At 48.1% G+C, this 24610-nt stretch carries 6 protein-coding genes; all 6 read left to right on the top strand.

The genetic code is table 11. The features are described from left to right. The first annotated feature begins 26 nt into the window (after positions 1–26). The 6 genes from ACR32F_RS21100 to ACR32F_RS21075 are packed head-to-tail and all read left to right on the top strand — an operon-like array spanning position 27 to position 24569. A complete protein-coding gene (locus tag ACR32F_RS21100; RefSeq protein WP_440110455.1) occupies positions 27–16790 on the top strand; it encodes an amino acid adenylation domain-containing protein in 16764 nt (5587 codons plus the stop codon). Further along, a complete protein-coding gene (locus tag ACR32F_RS21095) occupies positions 16780–20877 on the top strand; it encodes a beta-ketoacyl synthase N-terminal-like domain-containing protein (protein ID WP_440110453.1) in 4098 nt (1365 codons plus the stop codon). Before ACR32F_RS21100 ends, ACR32F_RS21095 begins: the two co-directional genes overlap by 11 nt. Then, positions 20874–21131 carry a phosphopantetheine-binding protein gene (locus tag ACR32F_RS21090; protein WP_440110451.1) on the top strand — a complete coding sequence of 86 codons (258 nt, stop codon included), beginning with the start codon at positions 20874–20876 and terminating at the stop codon, positions 21129–21131. The genes ACR32F_RS21095 and ACR32F_RS21090 overlap by 4 nt, the downstream gene beginning before the upstream one ends. After that, on the top strand, positions 21128–22279 hold the full coding sequence (locus tag ACR32F_RS21085; protein ID WP_440110449.1) for an acyl-CoA dehydrogenase family protein: 1152 nt from the start codon (positions 21128–21130) through the stop codon (positions 22277–22279). Before ACR32F_RS21090 ends, ACR32F_RS21085 begins: the two co-directional genes overlap by 4 nt. Next, the gene (locus ACR32F_RS21080; protein ID WP_440110447.1) at positions 22276–23253 is read left to right on the top strand and encodes an ACP S-malonyltransferase; all 978 of its coding nucleotides are present in this window, start codon (positions 22276–22278) and stop codon (positions 23251–23253) included. The genes ACR32F_RS21085 and ACR32F_RS21080 overlap by 4 nt, the downstream gene beginning before the upstream one ends. Further along, positions 23250–24569 carry an aspartate aminotransferase family protein gene (locus ACR32F_RS21075; RefSeq protein ID WP_440110445.1) on the top strand — a complete coding sequence of 440 codons (1320 nt, stop codon included), beginning with the start codon at positions 23250–23252 and terminating at the stop codon, positions 24567–24569. Before ACR32F_RS21080 ends, ACR32F_RS21075 begins: the two co-directional genes overlap by 4 nt. The last annotated feature ends 41 nt before the right edge of the window (positions 24570–24610 follow it).

The raw sequence follows: 24610 nt of genomic DNA, 5'->3' as shown, positions 1-24610 counted from the left end.
AAATCATAACAAATGAGGTGGGGAACTTGATCCGTAAGACTGTTGAGCTATCGGAAACTCAGAAAGGAATCTATTTCGATTGTCAGGTCGAAGATCCTTCTTCGTATAACATCGCAGTAACAATCTCTATGAAAGAACTGAACGTTCAACTGTTCCGTAATGCAATCGAACTATTGGTGAATGAGCAAGAGGCACTGCGGTCTTCTCTTGAGATTCAGAACGATCTTCCAGTTCTCGTGATTGAGAGGGAAGTCCCTCTCCAACTGATAGAGCGTGAACTGGATGCAACTCTGAATGAGGTACAGAAAGAACAGCAGTTGAACCTGTGGTTGAAGGAGTTTACAAGCGAGTGTTTTATGCTGAATCAGGCTCCCCTCTATCGTATGATGCTGGTACGAACGGATAACGAGAGTTATTATTTTACGATGTGCGTACATCATTTGATCTGTGACGGGATATCCCTCGAGTTAATGAAGAATAAAATAGTGGATGGCTACACGCGGCTTGTTCATGGCCAGACGGTGGATGTTTACCATGATGAGGGCTTCTCTGCATACATCACCGAGGAAACAAAGAAGCTGGAGACGGGAAAGTATGAAAAGCAGCGGCAATTCTGGATGAATAAAATGCAGGGAGCGGAGCCGCTGACCTTGCCAGGAGACTTCTCGTCCGTATCCCGTCATAAAGGAAATGGGTGTGAGATCCGCCTGGATCTGCAGGAATCCATGGTACAGGAGATTACACAGGCTGCCATGGATCGAGAAGTTACGGTGTTCATGTTTTATATGGGTGTGTTCACCGTGCTCATGCAGAAATATACAGGCAAAGACGACATCACGTATACCTCTCCATTTTCTCATCGCCCGAGATTGGAATATGAAGAATCCATAGGTTGTTTTGTACATATGTTGCCCATGAGATTCCATGTTCTGTCTGAGCTAACCTTCGAAACCCTCTTACAGCAAGTGTCCACAGAATGGATGGATACCTATCGTAATATCGGTTATCCCAACAATTTGATCGTACGGGATAGCGGATTACAATCCCAACCGGGCTCACCTACTCTTTTTGATATTTCATTTGTGTACGATGCCTATGAAGAAACGGATTCACTTCACACTCGTGTAGTGGATCAAGATCAGGTTACTTTTCCGGGTCAACTGATGTTTGTGTTGAGTCGCACCCCTCAAGGAACACAATTAAAACTGCAATTTAAGGATGATATCTTTCTTCCAGACACGATAATGCGGATGGGAGAGCGTTATCTCAAACTGCTCGAACAAGTGCTGGCCTCGCCTGAAAAAGCGATCGGTGAATTGAGTCTATTGCTTGATGGGGAAGCAGAACGAATTTTGCATGATTATAACCAGACCTCCTATTTTCCCTACCAAAAACGCCATATTGCAGATGTTTTCACTGAAAAAGTGCAGCGTGTCCCTCATAGAATCGCCTTGATTGAAGGCGAACTCCAGCAAACATATGAACAGGTAAACATGAAATCCAATCAGCTTGCAAGACGGATCGTAGAGATGAAGACTCGTGAAAATGAAGCTGTTGGTGTGCAAATTCGGCGCTCCTCCGATTTGGTCATCGCGTTGCTCGCCGTTCTGAAGGCAGGATGCGCTTTTGTACCTGTAGACCCTGATTTTCCAACCGCCAGGAAACAGTTTATTTTGCAAGATGCCGGAATTTCCATCCTGATCTCAACGAGTTATGAAGAGGAAGATTCTTTATTGGACAGTTCAATTATTTATGTCGGGGAAGAACAAGCATACACAGGGAATTCCTCTAATCTGGACATTCAGCTTGACCCGCATAGCCTTGCCTACATCATGTATACGTCAGGCTCCACCGGCAAACCGAAAGGAGTCATGATTGAGAACCACAGTGTAGTCAATACGCTGCTGGACTTGGACAGACGGTTTCCGTTAAGGGAGAACGATGTTTATTTGCTAAAAACGGCTTACACATTTGATGTATCTGCGACAGAGCTATTTGGCTGGTTCATGGGAGAAGGAACCCTGAGCATTCTGGAATTCGGAGCGGAGAAGGACCCCGTGGCAATTGCTGCGAAGGTGGTAAAGGATGGGGTAACCCATATCAACTTTGTGCCAACCATGTTCAGATTGTTTCTGGAGACGATGGAGATTCAGGAGAGCAACGAACTTTCATCCCTTCGCTGGATTTTTGTTGGTGGCGAAGCGGTTACGCCGGATATCATCCGCAAGTATAAAGCCCTCGGTTGGCAGGCAAGTTTGGAGAATGTGTATGGTCCCACCGAATGTACGATCTGGGTGTCCCATTATCCATTAAACGAGTATGTAGGTTCGGCGAATATTCCTATCGGCTATCCGCTGAACGAATCCAGATGGTACGTAACCGGAAATAAAGATGAACTCCAGCCCGTTGGAATTCCTGGTGAATTGTGTCTAAGCGGAGTGGGGCTTGCCAGGGGATATCTCAATCTGGAGCAAATTACGAATGAGAAATTTGTACTCAATCCTTTCTTCAGGGAAGGTGAGGACCCGGAGCATTTCCGTTACATGTATCGTACAGGAGACCTGGTTCGCTGGTTACCTTCCGGGACAATTGAATATCTGGGTCGTATGGATTTTCAGGTCAAAATACAGGGCGCGAGACTGGAGACAGGTGAGATCGAAAATGTGCTCTCCACCTACCCGGGCATCATTCAGACGGTTGTCGCCATGAGGAAGCCCGAGAACAATGTGGCAACCTTGTGCGCTTTTTATCTGTCGGAAAAGGAATATTCCGCGAATGAATTGCGTGAGCATTTGTCCAAGGCATTGCCTTCATACATGATACCCGCAATGTTTATTCATCGTACCGAATTTCCGCATAACAGCAGCGGTAAAATGGACCGGAATGCGCTGCTGGCAGATGTGGACGTCAGAGACGAATCCAAGGTAGCGTTCACGCCACCTGCGACCGAGCTTGAGCAGACCATCGCCGAAGTATGGGCGGAAGTACTTGGGGTTGCCCGCATAGGTCGGGATGACCACTTTTTTGAACTGGGTGGCAATTCATTTTCCGTTATACAGGCTCATAACAAACTCAAATATAGGACAGGTATGGATTTTCCGGTTACACGATTTTTCGATTATCCTGCTTTGCAGCAATTTGCTCAATTGCCTGAAAGAAAGCAGAGGATAAGTCCAGTTAAACGAGCAGAGATGTTTGCACGTCCGCAACACTTTGCGCGGGAGGACATTGCCATTATCGGTTTATCCATCAATGTGCCGGGAGCTGTGAACATTCGTGAATTTTGGAACAACTTGATGGATCAGCGGGAAAGTATTTATTTTTATTCGGATGAAGAGTTACGTGAACTTGGTGTGGACGAAGAAAAGCTGAATTCCCCACGGTATGTTAAAGCGAAGGGGCGTGCCAATGGCTTGGACGCATTCGATGCAGCCTTTTTCGATTATACGCCGGAAGAGGTACGTAACATGTCGCCACAATTCCGACTGATGTATCAGGGAATATGGGAGGCACTCGAAGATGGAGGCTGCGATCCGGATCAATCAGGCAAGATTGGTGTCTTTGTCGGTGGATCTGATGATTTTGAGTGGTATCGAAACGTTCTGTTTAACGATGAGGACTATAGCAATAAGTATCAAGCCTTCACACTCAGCACGAATCATTTTTTGGCAACACGGATGGCCTATAAGCTTAATCTGAAAGGGCCTGCCTACACGGCACTAACTGGATGTTCCTCCTCTCTGGTAACACCTCATCTGGCATGTCAATCTCTGATGACTGGTGAATGTGATGTAGCGGTAGCTGGAGGAATTACGGTGGAGCTTCCTAATGAAGGCGGATATATCCATGAAGATGGCATGATGTTTTCGAAGGATGGTCATTGCCGTCCATTCGACGCGAAAGCAAGCGGTACGGTGTTCTCCAACGGGATGGGGATCGTAGTACTGAAACGGGCAAGTGATGCAGTCCGAGACCGCGATCACATCTACGCGGTAATCAAAGGCTCCGCCATTAACAATGACGGTCAGGAAAAGATGAATTTTCTCGCTCCGAGTATAGCCGGGCAAGCCGAAGTGGTTCGTGATGCCTATCGATTTGCAGGAATTGACCCTGAATCGGTCAGTTATGTGGAAGCCCATGGTACAGGCACGTTACTTGGGGACCCGATTGAGGTAACCTCATTGACTCAGGCCTTTGATTCAGATCAAAAACAATTTTGTTATCTCGGATCCGTAAAGGGCAATGTAGGGCACATGGATACAGCAGCAGGTGTTGTTGGTCTAGTCAAAGTGGCACTTGGCCTCAAGCATTCCTACATTCCTGGCACCGTCAATTATGAACAGCCCAATCCGAAAATCAATTTTTCCGACACACCATTCAAGGTAAGCTCGCAAGGGCTGAACTGGCGAGAACTGTCCAAAGGCAGACTCCGGGCGGGCATCAATTCCTTTGGTGTGGGGGGAACAAATGCTCATATGGTATTGGAGGAAGCACCCATGATGGAGAAGAGCAGTCCAGACGATGAAATCAATGTCATGTTGTTTTCTGCGAAAAGTGAATATTCACTGAACGAAACGGCAGAGCAAATTGTGAAACATCTGGTGGAACATTCTGCAGAGTCGTGGTCAGATGCGGCATGGACGTTACAGAAGGGAAGACGCAGATTTGAGTATCGCAAAGCACTTGTGGTGCAACGATCCTGGCAGGATCAACCCGAATTGCTGCTCAAAAAACTAGGAGAAGCCAAAGTACACCGCGCCCATGCTGGCAGTGAACCCATATATTTTATGTTTCCTGGACAAGGGAGCCAGTATCAGGGGATGGGCAGGGATCTATATCTGTGCAAAGAGCAGACAGGCATTGCCCCGCTGTTTAGAAGACATGCGGATCAGGTGCTTGCACTACTCCAACAGGATGAACGTAAAGAGATAACCTCCATTATCTATGGACACGAACAGCCAGAACGAATGAACGAGACAAAGTACAGTCAATTCGCATTGTTTCTAACCAGCTATGCAATCGCAATGAGCTTGATTGAGATCGGCATTCAGCCGGATGGACTGATTGGACATAGCATTGGGGAGATCGCTGCAGCTACAGTAGCTGGCGTATTTGAACTGGCTGATGCGGTGCAACTGGTTCGTTTGCGCGGCAGCCTGATGCAGGATCAGGAACCAGGTGTGATGCTGGCCATCATGGCGGATGCTGACGAGGTTAAGCCAATCTTGCAAGAAGGTGTATGGTTATCCCTCGTCAATACAACGGGTTCATGTGTAATCGGCGGGACTGCAGAAGCAATAACAGGCATGGAAGCACTTGCTCATTCCAGGGGCTGGAAAAGTATTCGTGTGAAAACGTCCCATGCTTTTCATACACCGATGATGTTAGGCGCAGCCGAGCCATTCCAGCGGTGGCTGTCTACAATAACCTTTCATACTCCTCAGATTCCGCAGCTTTCCAACACCAGTGGAACTTGGGCAAAACTACAGGATTTGATGTCGCCCGCTTACTGGGTGAAGCACATTTTGGAACCCGTCCTGTTTGAAGATAACTTGTCTGAGCTGTTGTTGCAGGAGCGTGCATTATGTATTGAGGTGGGGCCGGGAAGAACGTTAGGTTCCTTGTTGAAGCAACACAAGCTTGCCCGTAATTCTCACCGCGTGGTCAATATGTTACGCCATGCCAAGGAAACCGAGCAGGAGAATATATATGTAAATCTGCGGCTGGCTGAACTATGGTGCGAAGGACTGGAACCGGATTGGCAGGTTCTCAAGGGAAGCACATTACGGACAAAGCGTGCATTGCCTACGTACGTCTTCAACAAACAGCCGTTTCCACTGACAGGAATACAGTTCTCCGTTTCCTCCGTGGACACAAGTAAACCAGGAGCCAGAAGAACATCCATGTCTGATCGACATACCGTCTCTAGTCCGCTTTGCTATGAAGGTGTGGTAGATGAACTTCCCACCATTGTACTGGAGTGTTATCGCTTAATTTTTGGTAACGATACTATTGCCGTGGACGATAACTTCTTTAGCTTGGGGGGAGACTCGCTCAAAGCGATAAGTCTGTCGTCAGCGCTTAAGTCCCGCACGGGCATCCGGACAGAAGTGGCCGATTTGTTCAATCATCCGACATCTGCACGTCTGGCGGACTATCTGCAATCGGTTCATGCACCTCGGGAGGAACATCATAAAATTCGGGCAGCTGAACCTATGGATCATTATCCACTCTCATCGGCACAGGTGCGAATGTTGACACAAACCTTGATGGACCCGGAAAGTGTGGCATACAATTTGCCATCTGCAACCTTCATTGATGGTCCGCTTGACCGAAACCGGGTGGAACTTGCACTGGAGAAACTGGTGCAGAAGCACCAGTCACTTCGTACCTCGTTTAAAATTTTGAAGGATAAGGCTGTTCAGATTGTACATCCTTCTGCGACTGTGCAGATTGGATACACGGAGCGGAGTATTGGTGACAAACAGGAAATGGATTCTCTTATTCATTCCTTGATTCGCCCGTTCCATCTGGAACAAGCTCCGCTTATGAGAGTGGAGCTTGTACGATTGGATGAGTTGCGACATATGCTGTTTTTTGATGTACATCATATTGTGGCAGATGGAACTTCCGTCGAGATTATCACGAGAGACTTCAATGGATTCTATTTTGATCAGGAAATGCCGGATCATTTACAGTACAAGGACTATGCGGTCTGGCAGCAGGATGGTCTGCGCCATGGGGTTTTGGACAAACAACGTGATTTCTGGTTGGAGCGGCTGGGTACTTCACTGCCTTTGCTGGAGCTTCCACTGGATTATGACCGACCGGTGCAGCGCACGATGCAAGGAAAACGGATGCACTTCACGTTAGCGCCTTCGCTTACGAAGCAGTTGCATCAGTTGGCTGAAACGTCAGAAGTGACCATGTATATGGTCATGCTAAGTCTGTGGAACATTCTCCTGGCTCGTCAAACGGGACAAGAGGACATTGTGATTGGCACGCCGGTCGCAGGACGTTCACATGAGGAATGGAAAGACACAACGGGCATGTTTGTCAACATGATCGCCATGAGGAACCTTCTGGTACCTGAACAACCCTATGCTGAATTCCTCCAAAAGCTGAAAGGCAGAACGATGGAGGCATTCGCCCATCAAGACTACCCGTTTGATGAGCTTGTCCGCGTACTTGGAAACAGACGGGAATTAAATCGAAATCCGGTCTTCGACGTTTGCTTCGATTATCAGAACATGGAGCAGCATGAATTGGAATTTGGGGAGTTGAAATTCTCGGCATGGCCAATCGACACGGGGACTTCCACCTATGACTTGTTACTGACGTGTCAGGAAAACAAGGGCAATTACGTGATTGAAGGTTACATCGAGTTTGCAACCGACTTGTTTCTCCCGGATTCGGTGGAACGTATGGTCTCACAACTAATCGAATTGGCAGAACAAATTGTAAGGGAGCCTAAGGCCCCATTGCATCAATATATGGAGGGCTCCTTCAGCGTTACGGAGGTTTCAAGGGGCATTTTATCGGGGACAAAGCTGGATTATGACCGAACGCTGCTTGTTCATCGTATGTTCGAGGAACAGTCGATACAAGTCCCGGATAAAATCGCGCTGATTGTCTCTTCCGGCGAATCGTTCACCTATCGTCAACTGAATGAGAAAGCCAACCTTATGGCCTGGAAGCTGATTCATCTTGGGGTACAGCGTGATGAACCGATTGGTATTTTGTCTACAAGGGATGAGGGACTGATTGTCATGATGCTTGCTGTTATGAAAGCAGGCGCAGCTTATGTTCCGCTTGACCCAGCGTTCCCGCAGCAGCGAATTCTCGATATGGTTGGGGATAGTGGTATGAAAGCCATGTTGTGTTCGGAAAAATACCTGGGCATGATTGCGTTTGAAGGTGTCAAGCTTGCCTATGATCCTAAAGCGCAGGATGAGCGTGCAATTGTCAATCCGGTCACGGATGGATATTCGGCTGATCTGGCTAGTGTCATTTTCACTTCCGGTTCAACAGGTAGACCCAAGGGCGTAATGATTAGCCACAGCGCTTTGGTGAATTTTGTTCAAGACATTAGGCATCGAGGAATTTTCAGACATGAAACGGACCGTGTTCTTAGCGTGACCACCATGTCCTTTGATATTTTTGGTTTTGAGACCCTGACTCCCCTGTGCACGGGGCATTCATTCTATCTAGCTAATGAGTTGGAACAGTTGGACCCTGCACTTGCAGCTGGAAAATTGATGGAACACGGAGCTACGCACATTCTCAGTACCGTATCGCGTATCCGTGCATTTGCCGAGAATCCGGAATTTGGCCATGCTCTTAGCCGACTGGATTGCATTTTGACTGGAGGGGAGACCTTCCCCATGTCCTTGTTAAGGGATCTGCAACAGCGATCACGGGCGAAAATCTACAATATGTACGGACCTACGGAGACCACCATCTGGTCTACAGTCAAAGAGCTTACCTTTGCGGACTCCGTATCCATTGGTCAGCCCATTGCTAATACACAGGTGCTTATTTTGAATGAAGCAGGTAAACCTGAACCGAGGGACACATATGGAGAATTGTGTATCGCAGGCCATGGTCTTGCCAGAGGGTATTGGAACCGGGCGGAGGAAACCGCCTTGAAATTCACCTCCAGCCCGGATGTTGTCGGAGGAAGATTGTATCATACGGGGGATAAGGCCAAGATTTTGCCAAACGGTGATATTGAATTGGCAGGTCGTCTGGATCAGCAGGTCAAAATTCGTGGTTACCGGATGGAGCTTACTGAGATTGAGCAGGCGGTATTACGGCATACGAGTGTTCGTGAGGCTGTGGTTAAAGTCAGCGATGAGACAGCTCAGGGGAAACAACTGGTTCTATTTTATCGTCTGAAACCTGGGAAAGAACGGAATGATGCTGATGCAGAAAAGATGTTGCGGTCCTGGCTTGGTGATTGTCTGCCCCATTACATGATTCCTACCCATATGGTTCGAGTGGAGCAGTTCCCGTTTCTTCCCAACGGCAAACTGGATCGCGGTGCTTTGAACATTCCGCTTGGGTCAGATTTAGAAAAGCAGATACCATTTTCGGATATTTCCTTAGAACAGCCAGTACATGATATGAGTTCCCATTTGACTGGAATGCTGACCGAAGCCTGGAGAGAAGTGCTCAATCGGGATCATGTGAGTGTCAATGATCGGTTTTTCGATATTGGAGGTACATCACTGGGACTTATTCTGATTAATAACCGTTTAAATAGCTATTTGGGTAAAGCCGTTCCTCTGGTGAAGCTGTTCGAGCATGCTACCATTGCGTCACTAACCCATTATCTGGTCGGAGAAAGAGAAAGTCACCATGTAAACTCCGTGTCCCCAAACCTCGGTATCGATGCTGCACAATCGAAACGGGAATATGCGCAAACTGGAGAAGAACTTGTCCAGAATTATATCGCTGAACATGTTGGAATGGAGACGACTGAGGAGAAGAACATGAGTCCGTCTCAGCCAGTGGAAGGCGCACCACATCGATCTGCGGATATTGCCGTCATTGGCATGGCTGGACATTTTCCGCAAGCGCGGAATGTGGATGAGTTTTGGGATAATCTGATGCAGGGCAGAGAAGCCATTGCCAGACTTGATGAGGAGGATTTACTCGCAGCAGGTGTACGTGCAGAAGACCTGAATCATCCTCATTATGTGAGAGCCAAAGGTGTACTGGAAGACACGGCCTACTTTGATTCATCATTCTTTGAATATGCCTACCAGGAATCGAACATGATGGACCCTCAGATTCGTATGTTACATCAATGCGCCTGGGAAGCTTTGGAACACGCAGGATGTAATCCTTACGATTATGAAGGAGAGATCGGCTTGTTTGCCGGAAGTGGTCTAAGTCTGCCCTGGATGGCCAAATTGGCAGGTCGATCGGGCAATTTCCTAAGTGCATTTGAAGCCATGACTCTGAATGAGAAAGATTACATCACAACCCGTGTGTCCTATAAGCTCAATCTTAGGGGACCCAGTGTGACTGTACAGACGGCTTGCTCTACTTCGCTCGTAGCCATTCATCAGGCAGCGGAATCGATTGTTCGGGGAGAATGTGATGTGGCACTCGCCGGTGGAGTTTCGATCTCCTATCCAATCAAGGAAGGATATGTATGGCACGAAGGGATGATCTACTCCAAGGATGGGCATTGCAAGCCCTTTTCTGAAGAAGCTTCCGGTACAGTGTCAGGAAACGGTTGTGGCATGGTTGTTCTGAAGGCCCTCGATCAAGCGTTGGAAGATGGAGACCAGATCTATGCGGTCATCAAGGGTTCCGCAATCAATAACGATGGCTTTGACAAAATTGGGTATACGGCTCCCAGCGTGAACGGACAAGTCAAAGTCATCTCAACCGCGCTGAAAAAGGCAGGTATACACCCGGAGCAGATTTCGTACCTTGAGGCACATGGAACAGGGACCAAACTTGGTGATCCAATTGAAATTGAGGCGCTCCGACAATCCTGGAGCAGTTCGAAATCCAATTATTGTGCGCTGGGATCAGTGAAGGCGAATATTGGTCATTTGGATGCTGCCGCTGGTGTTGCCGGATTTATCAAAACCGTGATGACCTTGTATCACCGGACGGTACCCCCGCAGATTCATTATGATCGACCGAATCCAATGCTGGGTCTGGAACAAAGTCCTTTCTATATCAATACGGAACCCAAGCCGTTCGAAGACCCGAATCAAATCCTGAGAGCAGCGGTCAGCTCATTTGGGATTGGTGGAACCAACGCTCATATTATTCTGGAGCAGCCGCCAGTTCTGTCCGAAAACCTGGTCTATGAACCGTTGTTGTTGCTACCTTTTTCGGCCAAAAGCACGACTGCGCTGGAGCGTACGTATGAATCAGTTATAGATCATATTCATACCGTTCCTGCACTTCTGCCCCAAGCCGCATGGACTTTACAGACAGGAAGAGCCCGGCTCAAACACCGCAAAACGCTGGTGGCCGTGGATGGCAGTGTTTTCAATGATGAAACGTACACTTCAAGTGGTGTGGCTACGGAGGAGAAACTGCGTATTGTATTTATCCTGAACGGGGAGAGCGGCACCACGCCTTTTCTTGCCAAGGAACTGTATGCATCCACCTATAACAGTCACATCGCTCGTATGTTCAGAGCAAACGTGGAGAACATGATTAGGCATTTTGACATCAAAGATCAGTATGTCATCAGACAGGGGATGATGAGTCAACGTACCATTTCGGACAAGAAGGTGGATTGCAAACGGTTGTTCACCGTGGAGTATGCATTGTTTACAACCTGTCTGCAACTTGGGATCATTCCCGAAGCTGTTATGGGACAAGGCGTGGGTGAACTTGCTGGACTTGTGATCTCGGGTGTGATTCTGCCAGAGCACGCAGTGCAGGTTCTGGACGAGACATTGGAGTGGGATCATGGATTGGGTGCTCTAGCCAAAGCTCTGTCAGGATCGTCTGATTCTGATGCAATGGTATTACTAGCTCAACGAGTCGGAAGATATATATTCGGGCAGGCACACTTTCCGCTCGTTTTCTCAAGCAGTTCTGGAACAGACCGTGGCTTGGAGACATTATACATGATGACGAGACAAGGATGGCCTGTACAACAGGGGACAAACACATCTGTAACGGATGACTCCGCTATATCCCTGATTCGATCAGAACTTGATTCGCTGCCAGGTGATGTGTATTTAATGAAGGCGCTGGGACAGTGCTGGTGTATGGGAGCGCATTTGGACTGGGAGGTATTGTCTTCCAAGCAGGTTCAACGCAAAATCCCGCTGCCTACGTACGTTTTTGATCCAATTGTACATGAACATGATGTATCCCTTGGTGTTCTGGAATTTAGAACACATGAGAAAACAGTAGCAGGCAGTCCTCTGCAGCCAAGTAGTTCAAGCACCTCTAATAAGGAGAAGCTGACTCAGAGGCAGATTAATGAACGGTTGCAGGCCATGTGGATGGAGGAGCTAGGATGCGAAAGCATCAACCCAACTGATGATTTCTTCCGATTGGGCGGACATTCCTTGAAGGCTATTGCACTCTCGGCCAAAATGACAGAAGCATTCGGATGCCAGGCTGCGCTGGAGCACATCTTCAATTACCCCACGTTGCAATCGATGACAGAGTGGGTTGAAGCACAGCTACAGATGCGCGAGGAAGCAACACTAAATCACTCAATTATGCCGGTCAACCAACAGCCGTATTACAGAACAACCTCGGCCCAACAACGTATGTACGTGGTACATGAGATGATGGAGGGGGGAGTAGCCTACAATCTGGCCAGTTTTTATATGGTGAAGGGTGAGCTGGATTCTGCGAAATTAAGGTCGGTTATGGATTCCCTGGTGCAGCGACATGAAGCTTTCCGGACCCGATTCGAGATGATGAACGGAGACCTTGTGCAGATTGTAGAGGAACAGGTGTCGTCCGTTGTAGAAATGCTGGAATCTTCGGAAGAGAGAATCGCAGAAGACATGAAGCGTTATGTACAGCCTTTTGAGCTGTCCAAGGCACCGCTCATTCGGATCAAGCTGACTCGTCTCGCGGCAGACCGTCATGTGTTGTTTATCGACATGCATCATATCATAGCGGATCAGAGTTCCATTGCTGTTTTATTGAGAGAATTCTCCAGCTTGTATCAGGGTGAACGGATTGAGCCTTTGACAATCCAGTATAAGGATTATGCAGAATGGCAGTACCAGCAATGGGCTGAGGAGAAACGAGATCCTCGGAGTGAAACGTTCTGGAGAAATGAATTCTCAGATCAACCTGCTGTTGTGGAGTTACTTACTGACTACACCAGACAACGGAATATTTCTTCAGCTGGTGGGCGGTTGTCCTTTACACTTGAACCCTCACTATCCCGGAACATACAGGAATTGTGCTCGCAACGGGGAATCACACCGTACATGTTTTTTATGGGCTCCCTGCACTTGTTGTTATGGAAGTACACGGGACAGAACGATATTGTGGTGGGTACGGCGGTGGCCGGAAGAGGTGGACAAGCAGAGCTGAACAACGTCATCGGCATGTTTGTAAACATGTTGGCTGTTCGTACTCCATTGGATGAGCGAATGAAGATCGATCACTACTTGGACGCAGTCAAGGCAAAGATGCTGGCATGTTATGAGCATCAGGACTATCCTTATGAACTGCTCGTGGAGCAGTTGGGGCTTGTTCATGAGTCCAACCGTAACCCGCTCTTTGATATCGTACTGAATTATATCCATATGGGCACAGAAGAACTGGCAGCGAAGGGACTCGAACTTGAACCCTGGTATACCGAACAGATTGAGGCCAAATTTGACATGACATGGACCGTCATCGAGAGCGAAGGAAATTACAAGATTGAGCTGGAATACAAATCGGCATTGTTTGAACATGCTTCGATGGAACTAATGGGTGAGAAGATGGAGAATCTTCTGCTACAGATTACGTCAGACGTTTCCATTGAACTTAGCCAACTCACAATCACTTCACCAGAAGAAGCGCAGTGGCTGATCTATGACATTAATGATAATGCAGTATCCTATCCGAGAGATGCCACCATTATTGACATGTTTGAAGAGCAAGTGGAGCAGAACGGTAACCGCCCGGCGCTGATTTGGGATGGAGGAGAGATGACGTATGTTCAATTGCATGAAGCTGCAAGCAAGCTGGCAGCTTGGCTCGCGGACCGGCATTTTACATCCGGCTCAAGAATTGCTTTGTTACTGGACCGGGGACCGATTCAGGCCATCAGTATCTTTGCTACACTAATGGCGGGTCTCGTGTATGTACCCATAGACCCGAGTTTCCCAGCATCCCGTATTCGTTTCATGCTTGACGATTGCAGTGCCTGTATGGCTCTGACCGAATCGGACTATATGGCGGATTGGGCAGAAGAGATCACTTGTGTTGTGACCCAGGACATTCTGAAATCGGTTGATCCTGCGCCTCCTGCGCTTCAAAGAACGGGGAGCAGATCAGTCGTTGCCACAGATCCGGCATATATTTTATATACATCAGGTTCTACCGGCAAACCGAAGGGTGCATTGATGAGCCATCGCGGTGTAGTCAAAGTCATGAAGGTTAGCAATTTTGTAACGGTAGTCCCAGAAGACCGGATACTTCAAGTATCTAACTATGGATTTGATGGAGCCATTTTTGACTTCTTCGGTTCTCTTCTAAATGGTGCAGCCTTGATGTTTATTACGAAGGATATCGTATTGGATATGGAACGTCTGTCACAGATCATTCGGGAATGGCGGGTTAGTGTGTTCTTTATCACGACCTCATTGTTCAATGTGTTGGTGGACTGGGATGTGACTTGTCTCAAACATGTGAGAAAAGTGATGTTTGGGGGCGAGGCAGCTTCGGTAACCCATGCCAATAAGGCACTGGCTTATGTTGGTCCTGATCGGCTGCTGAACGTCTATGGCCCAACAGAAACCACCTATATCGCATCGTATTATCTGTTGAAGCGTGAAGGTGGATACACCGAGCCGCTGCCAATCAGTCAGGCTTTGCTCAATACATCGCTTTATGTGCTGGACAGCCAGTTGCGCCCTGTTCCTCCCAATGTACCGGGTGAGTTGTATATCGGTGGAGACGGAATCGGTATTGGATACATTAACCGTGATGATCTGACGCAAAAACATTTTGTGAAAGATCCTTTCCATCCGGGGACGATGATGTACCGGACTGGAGATATCGTGAGACGTATGATTGACGGTACATTAATGTTTATTGAACGCTCCGATTTTCAGGTGAAAATCAGAGGCTTCCGTATAGAGCTATTGGAAGTCAAGCATCGGTTAGAGTTTATACCTGGCGTTCGGGCAGCCATGGTGATCGCGGATAAGGATTCTGCGGGAAGCACGTACATTGGTGCGTACTTTACGACCGATCCCGGGGTCACTCTGAGTGCACAGGACATCCGAAAAGTGCTGATGAGTGAACTGCCAGAATACATGATACCCTCGAAAATGTTGTGGTTGGAAGACTTGCCGCTGAATGCGAATGGCAAGGTAGACCGGAACGCATTGCCGTCTTTGGAAGGCGCTGCGATTACACCCGCAATAACAGCGGAACCCGGAACCGGAATGGAACGCAAAATGTTATTGGCCATGCAACAGGTGCTGGCTAAAACCGATTTTGGTATCAGCGACAACTTTTTTGATCACGGGGGTCATTCCCTAAAAGCAATTTCTTTCACTCAGATGATGTCAAAAGAAGGAATTTACATTAAAGTAAACGAATTATTCCAATATCCTACAATTAAAGGACTAGCGTGTCTCCCTCATATTCACAGGCACCAATCGACACAAGGTATCGACAGCCTGCATACTCAGTCTCCAACTATCACACCTCAGAACAATTTACTTCACGAACAGCAAATCGAAAGCTTATTACATCATATCGATAACAGTTGCTCCATAATGTCGTCCTTTTTGGACGCTGCCGACAAGATTGGCACATTTGCGTTATCGGCGATCCAGCTGTCCCATGTATCAACGGATTCACGGGCAAGCGGGTTCACCCGAACGATTGAAGGAGCTTTGGACGAACGACAGATCAGAAGAATCGTCGTTCAAGTCATTGTACAGCATCAGCTTCTGCATAGCATGATTGACGAAGATGCAGAGGGCTTACGCTGGAAACAGATTGACATCGTACCCGTGATGGATCTGCTTGGACAGATGATCCCTTATATAGATGTACATCGCTACATTACAGAGAATCAAAAGCAACTGGAGGAACGTTTGGTGGAATCCTTGTTGCAAGCAAACTATACGCATAACGAGTTGCCATGGAAACTCTGCATTTTGCGTACACACACCGATCGGCACCGCCTGATCTGGGGCTTCGATCATCTAGCGTTTGATGGCATGAGTGCGGAGGTCATTGCTCATGAGCTTGAGAGATTAGCTTCACAGGTACACAAGTACCCTGAGGATGTACCGGATATTTCCCAGATATCTTTGCGAAAGTATGAGGATTACACAGCCTTGTTGGCGCAAGGTCCCGATAACATATCGGTGGAGGAGATCATCCAAAGGTACGAACTGAAGGAATGGAGCTTCTATAACGAAGAAGCCATGAGGGAATTAGGAGCATTCTCAGCTGGTCTTTCCCAAGAGATTACGGTTGAATTGCCGTTGACCGAATCAGGTGCAGGGGAAGACTGGTGGCCTGTATTTACACAGTTTGCCCGTGTCATCACCGAATATCTGGGTACAGCACAGTTGCCATTAGCTTTGGTCCATTACGGAAGAGAGTATCACGGAGTATCTTTCTATCATCATGTGGGTGAGTTTCTGGATTTGGTTCCTGTTTTGATAGATGAGGCATTCAAGCATGAAGACCTGATTGCATTGCTTGATGTTAGCAAACGTCGTGGAATTCACTTCATGTCTCTGCTAAACAATGAAGCATTTGCGAGAACCTATGCGCCCCTTCGTGAATATTTGAGCCATGGTTACGATCCTCAACAAGCCAATATGTACGAAATGGTTCTGTTCAATTACCAGGGATTTGTGTCCCGCGAAGATGCAGCTCCTTTTGAGTCTAGTCATCCTAATCTGGGAGCAACGAGCCATTTGGCCCGTTTTGAATGGATTATCCGGCACGACGAGCACAACTGGTATGTTCAAATGGGCTGTGCTTCAGGTTTGGATCTGAAACATATGCAACAACTGGTAGCTACGCATGTGGGAAGTCAGGCCAAATTACAGGTTCAAAATAAGGTATTGGAGGTGGAACATGTCCAGTAAAGCCATTCAATTCGGACCAGAGCTTGTGTTACCTGAACATTATGCCATTGTGGCAGATCTGCTTCTTCACGCTGCTTCTGCTTATCCAGGCAAAGGAATGACATATATTGATTCTTCGGGTGAAGAACAATTCGAGTCCTACCCTGAATTATTATTGCAGGCACGCCTCTACTTGCACCGTCTTCAGGAAAAGGGGCTTGGGCGAGGACAGGTCGTACTTTTGGAAATTGACCAATCCCGGGAGTTCTATCATGTATTCTGGGCCTGCATGCTGGGCGGCATTATTGCTGCCCCGGTCAGTGCTCCATCTGCATGGGAACCGGGGTCAACAGGGTTGCTGAAATTCACCAGGGTATGGGAAGTATTGGATAAACCTGTCGTAATCATAGAGGATACCTTCCGTCCTCATTACGAGAAATTGCGCGAAGATGCTTCATTTGACGGATTGGAACTGATCTCGGTCAATGAGCTTCAACATGGGGAAAACATAGCGAACATTGTACGCACAGAGCCCAATGATCTGATCTTTCTACAGTTTTCTTCCGGAAGCACGGGGACGCCGAAAGGTGTGCAACTGACCAATCACAATATTGTTTCCAACAGTATTGCGGTCAAGACCTTTATCGGGTCACAAGAAGGCGATACGGTGTTCACATGGCTCCCGCATACCCATGATATGGGATTGTTTGGACAGCATCTGACTCCGATGGCAAGTGGAACCAATATTATGGTGATGTCCCCATACACATTTATCCGTTCTCCGTATTTGTTTCTGCAGAAAATCACGGAGCATCGGGGAAAATGGTTTTGCTGCACCAATTTCGGTTTTGATTGGATGGTCCAGAAGGTGCCTGAGGCGAAGCTGGATACGCTGGATTTATCGTCCCTCCGGATTACGTTAAACGGGGCGGAACCCATTTCAAGACAAGTCATTGACCGTTTCACTGCAAAATTCGCCCGATGTGGCTATCGCTCCAACATGATGTTTCCGGCCTATGGCATGGCGGAAGCAACTGTAGGTGTATGTACACCTACGGTTGGACAAGATCTTCGGGTTGAGCGAATATCCCGGACCAGCTTGGTCAATGAAGGACTTGCGATACCTGTATTGGACCCAGAGAGAGAAGATACCGTCGAATTCGTCCATGAGGGATATCCAATTACAGGCATACAGATTCGCATTGCGGATGAGTATGGCGTGATCTCTAAGGAAAGAGAGATCGGAGAAATTCAGATCCGAGGGGAATCGGTAACGTCTGGTTACTTTAATTGTCCAAGTCTTAATAAGGATACGTTTGTCGAGGGGTGGCTTAGAACAGGGGACCTGGGATTCATGGTGGATGGCTCTCTAGTGGTTAGCGGGCGAATCAAGGATATTATTTTCATTCGCGGACAGAACCACTATGCACACGATCTGGAGGAAGTGCTGTATCGTGGCAATGAAATCCCTAGAGGAAATCTGGCTGTTGTGGGTCATTTTAATGGGATCACCCAAAAGGAAGAATTACTCGTGTTTGTCAAACATAAATCGAACTATACCCGATTGATGGACATACGCAGCCAATTGGTGGACCGCATGAGAGGAGAACTGGGTATCGAAATTACTCATGTGCTTCCAATCAAGGCGATACCCAAAACAACCAGTGGCAAGGTTCAACGTTTTGTATTGCAACAAGCATACGCAAATGGGGATTTTACTCAGGACATCATGGCTATCGATGCGTTCAAGGTAAAGGAAGACCGGCAGGAGGAAGTTACTTCTGGAACCTTGCTGGAACGCAGGATTCAGGAGGTATGGGCAGAAGTGCTGGAATTGCCAGCCAAACGCATCACGCTTGATGCGCCATTTCTTTCACTGGGAGGAAACTCCATTCGGTCCTATCAGTTACTCGACAGATTATCGAGCCAGCTTGGCAGAGAACTTGGGCAGGAAATGCTGATCTTTTGCAAAACCGTACGTGAAATGGCCGAATACATTCAGGAAATGCCGGATGATGAACGTACAGTTAAGGGGTCCAAAGCGGACAACAGCCTGAATATTCATCGTGCCGTAGCCATAACAGGGCTGGCTTTGCGTCTGCCTGATGCGGACACGCAGGAGCAGTTCTGGAGCAATCTGATGGAGGGGAAAGACAGCGTGGTTCGGGTCAGTCCCGAGCGAATTCATCAATCTGGCAGACCGGATTGGAATGAATGGATGGGAGAACTGAAGAACCACGACACATTTGATCATGAGTTTTTTGAGATTCCAGCAGAACAAGCTTCATACATGGACCCTCAGCATCGCAAGTTGCTTGAGGTTGCACATGAAGCGTTGGAGGATGCAGGAATGCTCACAGACCGGGAAGATAAACGCGGCGTCGGTGTATATGTTGGGATTAATCCCAGCACATATTATGGACTCGTGGTGGATTCCATGAACAAAGGTGGACAAGCACCGCTACATTCCCACGCCATGGTTGGCAATATGTCTAATATTGCAGCGGCTACCATCTCGCATCTGTATAATTTCACCGGTCCGGCACTCGCCATTGATACCGCTTGTTCGTCCTTTCTGGTTGCCCTGAATCAGGCGGTAGCCGCAATTCGAAGCCAGGGGATTGAAGGTGCGGTTGTGGGAGGTGCCACGGTACTTGCTACACCGGATGTACATCAGTTATCACGAACCGCAGGCATATGCTCATCAACCAAACATACCAAGGTATTCGACCGTGATGCAGATGGTTCAGTCATCGGAGAGGGAGCAGTGGTCGTATATCTGGAGCCGCTAACTTCGGCTATTCGCAATCATAAACATATTTATGGTCTGATTCGCGGGACTGCCGTGAACAACGACGGATATTCTCTGGGAATTATGGCGCCAAATCCACAGGGACAGTATGAGGTTCTCTCCGAGGCGTACAAGGATGCCAATCTCCTCCCGGGAGAGGTCAGTTATATTGAGGCGCATGGTTCGGGAACACGGATCGGCGATCCCATTGAAGTGAGCGCTTTGACCCGGCTGTTCAGTGAATCCGGTGAACATCGGACATCTTCTATTGGTTTAGGCTCCGTGAAAACGAATATCGGCCATCTGTTTCCGGCTTCCAGCGGAGCGAGTTTGGCGAAGGTGTTACTGAGCCTGAAGCATAAGCAACTCGCACCAAGTCTGCATATGGATGATGTGAACCCTGCGTTGAGACTGGATCAATCTCCTTTTTATATTGTTGAAGAGCCAGGTGATTGGGAAGTGCTAGAAGGGCAGACACGCAAAGCTGGAATTAGTTCTTTTGGACTTGGAGGAACCAATGCTCATGTCGTGATCGAAGAATGGAAGCCTCCGGTGCAGCCGGCTCGGTCTGAAGGTCTCCAAATATTAACCTTCTCCGCCAAGACGAAACTGGCTCTGGAGAAGCAGATTGAACAGGCGGAACAGTACATTAGAGAGCACCCCGAAGCGATGTTGTCCGATGTATGTTTCACCCGGAATCGCTATAGAAAGCATTACCGATACCGGGCTGTTTCCCAACTCGTTCCTACGAAAAGCATGTCCATTCGGGACAAAATGAGATTCGGATATACGCCGAGAATCCGAGCTGCACATGTAGGGATTATGGTTGGAGGTACGAGGGGGCAAGGACAAGTCCATGAGGATTCCGATGGGATCACCCCATATTGGTTTGAAGTGTTGGAGAGCATTACCCGGCTGGTCCCTTCTGTCAAGGATATCCGAGGTGTTCAGTCAGGAGACAGGGTAGTGTCTTTGCTGAATCAGCATCAACCAGTTCATGGTCGAGACGTGAAGTCTTCAAACAGCAAATCCAGGTCCCCAATGGATATCTGGATTGTCATTGGTGCCGAGAGGGATCAGATTCCTGATGAAATCTCCCCTAGAACATTGGTCATTGAACTCCCGATACAGCCGACAGGGACATCTGAAGAACAGATCGCAGACCTGCTGTCTCAATTGTATATTGGCGGGGCTGCATTGGATTGGAAACAGATACATCCAGACGGCTCCGGGCAAATGGTTCATTTACCCGCGTATCCGTTCGAACCGCATAAGCATTGGATTCATGTGAATAAAGAGACGGAGGTCACAATATGACAAAGGATGAGATTCAGTATTTTATGAAGAGTGAAATTGCTGCCATATTGAATCAGGAGCCAGATGATATTGATGAAGAAATGAATTTTCTCAAAATTGGGGTATCTTCTGTCCAGGCACTGAAAATTATCAATCGTGCCCGCAAACGGCTGCAGGTCGATATCAGTCCGGTTGCTTTGTTCGAATATAAAACCATTTCCGAATTTTCCTCCTATCTCGAAGAATGCCTCTTGCAAGAGGGGGTCATAGAATGATTGATCTGGATGTACAAAGTCACATTATTGAAGAAGCAGAAGCATTTGCGGCCCGTGAGATCCGACCATTTATCAAACAAATAGAGCTCAATCAGCGAATTCCGGCATCTCTGATTGATCTGATGGCCCAAAAGGGATATTTAGCCGCGAGCATACCGGAGGAATATGGCGGTCTTGCCCTTGATCCTAAACATTATGGGCTTTTGACTGAAGTATTCGGCAAGGCGATGCCGTCCATCCGAAGTCTCTTGACGGTACATACGTCACTGGTAAGTGAGACATTGCTTCGTTTTGGATCTCAGGCTCAGAAGGAGCAATGGCTCCGCAAATTGACCCGTGGAGAATGGATTGGCGCATTTGGCCTATCCGAACCGGAGGTGGGTTCTGACGCCAAAAATGTGAAGACGGAATGGCGTGAAGAGCCGGACGGATATGTATTAAATGGAACCAAGAAGTGGATCACGTTTGGACACTTGGCGGATGTATTTATTATTATCGCGGCAAACAAGGGCAGAAGTACGGCTTTTCTTGTGGAGAGATCATTTGCTGGCGTGGAAACCCGGCCTATTGAAGGCGTGATGGTTGGTGCGGAAACAGGATTGGCAGAAATCGTTCTGCAAGACGTAAAGGTTCCCAAAGATCATGTCATTGGTCCCTTACATTATGGCTTTGAATATATCGTGTCCTCTGCTCTGGATCATGGGAGATACAGCATTGCCTGGGCAGGGCTGGCCATTGCGCAAGAAGCGCTAGATGCCATGGTCACGTATGCTCGCAAGCGGAAACAGTTCGATGAGAGACTCAGCCATTTCCAACTGGTACGAGGCATGATCGGGGATGCGGTAACTAAAGTGCATGCAGCCAGGGCTTTGTGCTTACGAGCAGCGGAACTTCGGGCAGCTAAAGACCCGCAGGCAGCGATAGAAACTACAATTGCTAAATACTTCACTTCCAAGATTGCGGTTGAGGTGACAGGAGATGCCCTGCAAGTCCATGGTGCAAATGGCATCAGTGAACAGTATCCGGTAGCCAGGCTGTATAAAGAGGCCAAAGTGCTTGAAATTATTGAAGGCTCTTCGCAAATGCAACAGGAGATGATTTCTCATTTTGGGCTTAAACAATACAACAAACGGAAGATTTCCGAATGAAGACGGCGGTCTTGTTTCCTGGTCAGGGCAGCCAGTACGTGGGAATGTGCAAGGAACTGCTTGCATCAGACCCGGTCACCATCACACTTTTCGAGGAAGCTGGAGATGAGCTTGGCATTAATCTTGCTCATCTGGTTCTGGAAGGACCGCTGGACCAGTTGACTCAATCCGAATATGCACAGCCGGCTGTGCTGACTGCCAGTTATGCATTATTTCAGTCCTGGGAACGTCTTGTGGGAGTCAAACCTGATTATGCTGCCGGTCACAGCCTTGGGGAGATATCGGCTCTCATTGCGGCCCAAGCTGTTCCTTTCGCAGAAGGTGTACGGTTTGCCGCCAGGAGGGGAGCTCTTATGCATCGTGCCCTCAAGGAGGATAAAGGCCGTGCGGGCATCGTTGTGGATATGAAACAGTCAGATCTTGAGGAGATTATTGCGGAAATTAGGAAAGAGCATTACTTAACCATTTCCGGATACAACACACCGAGACAATTTATTGTGGCAGGTACAGCGAAGGCGTTACGACTTCTGGATGAGGCCACAGACCGATATGAAGGAGAATTCATTCCTTTTCGCATGATGCCGATGAAGGTGGATGCACCCTACCATAGTGAGCTTATGGCTTTTGTACAGCCAGAGCTTAATGAGATGATTTCACAGCTTACTTTTCACACACCTGAGTTCCCGATCTGTTCGACCGTAAGCGCGGAGGTTGTTCAATCTGCGGAGCAAATTCCGCTATTACTGAGCCGTCAATTGCTCCAGCCCGTGCACTGGAATCAGGTGTTGACGCAACTGAAGGAGCATGGTGTGCAGACCTGGATGGATATTGGTCCTAATGAGACCATTCGCAATATGGTGGCGGAGAATGTGGATCTGCCAGCCGGATACGCCTGGGATAACAGCCTAGACCGAGCCAGGTGCATACATTCATGGAACGTAACATCTGATATACAGGGAGGCGTAGTGGGATGATGACAAGCATGATGCATTATAACGAACGGGTTAAACAAAGGCTGCCCGGCGGAGTTCACTATAATTTTCATCTGCCCTGGGAAGAAACGCCGCTCCATTTTGTCAAGGCATCCGGCAGTCGGGTTACGGACATGAACGGGACGGAGTATCTGGATCTCTATGCACGGTTCGGTGCCCTTATAGTGGGACATGGTAATGAAGAGTATAACGAAAGCTTGAAAGAAACGATCGACCGGGTGCTCTCGGTTAGCCACTGTGATATGGATGCTGAAGCGCTTGAACTGATTCATGAGTATGTACCCTCGGCTGAGATGATCCGTTTTGGGTTATCTGGCACGGAAATCGTTCAAAATGCACTACGTTTGGCGCGTGCCTGGACAGGCAAAAACCGGTTTGTACGGTTTGAAGGCCACTATCATGGCAATGCGGATAACATCATGGGAGGACGTGCTCCGCGCAAGGGTGTACCTATTCCTTCGGATTATGTAGGCGATATGAAAGGAACTTCGGGCCGAGCCAAAGATTCAATGGAATCCCAATCCTACCTGTTGCCTTGGAATGATGCTGAAGTCTTGGAAGAACTGATCTTGCAGCAGGGCGATGATATAGCGGCATTGATTATGGAACCCGTTTGTGTCAATGGGGGCGGTGTTATGCCTGCACCGGGTTACTTGCACAAAGTGAGGGAGCTATGTGATCGCCACCAGATCGTGCTGATCTTTGATGAGATTATCACAGGTTTTCGTATGGGACTAGGGGGCGCACAGGCTATGTTTGGGGTCATGCCGGATTTGACAACACTGGGCAAGGCTATTGGAGGTGGCGGCGTACCCGTATCGGCTCTGGTGGGAAAAGCGGAGATCATGAGCCTGCTGGTAGACAAGAAGGTCATCCATGCAGGTACGTTTAACGGGTATCCCCTTGGGACAGCAGCTGTCAAATCCACACTGGAAATGATTGGGCGAAACGGAGGGCAAGCGCTGGAAAGCATGAACCGTCATACTGTCCTGATTCACGAAGCACTACAAGAGGAATCACTTCGGATCGGTCTGCCATTGTCCATTCAGGGCCCGCCGGGTTGTGCCTCCTATCACTGTTGTGAGCAATCGCTGACCAGTACAGCAGATTACACCTTTGAGCTCATGTCACTCGACATACTTCTGAATAATATCCTTGCCAAGCACGGTATCCTTGTCTCCACCATCTCTCGAATGTATCCCAACATCATGCTGAACTCATCGGATGTTGCATGGTTTCGAGAACGTATACCCGGTGCGTTGTCCGAAATGAAGCAATTGTACGATGAACTGGTTTGACACGCTTGAGGAATGATGGCAATAAAGTGAATACGGAATGG

It is taken from the genome of Paenibacillus hebaui, from assembly GCF_051934385.1.
Lineage (GTDB): Bacteria > Bacillota > Bacilli > Paenibacillales > Paenibacillaceae > Paenibacillus.
The sequence above is the reverse complement of the archived record's forward strand: the minus strand, read 5'-3'. Positions and strand labels throughout refer to the sequence as shown.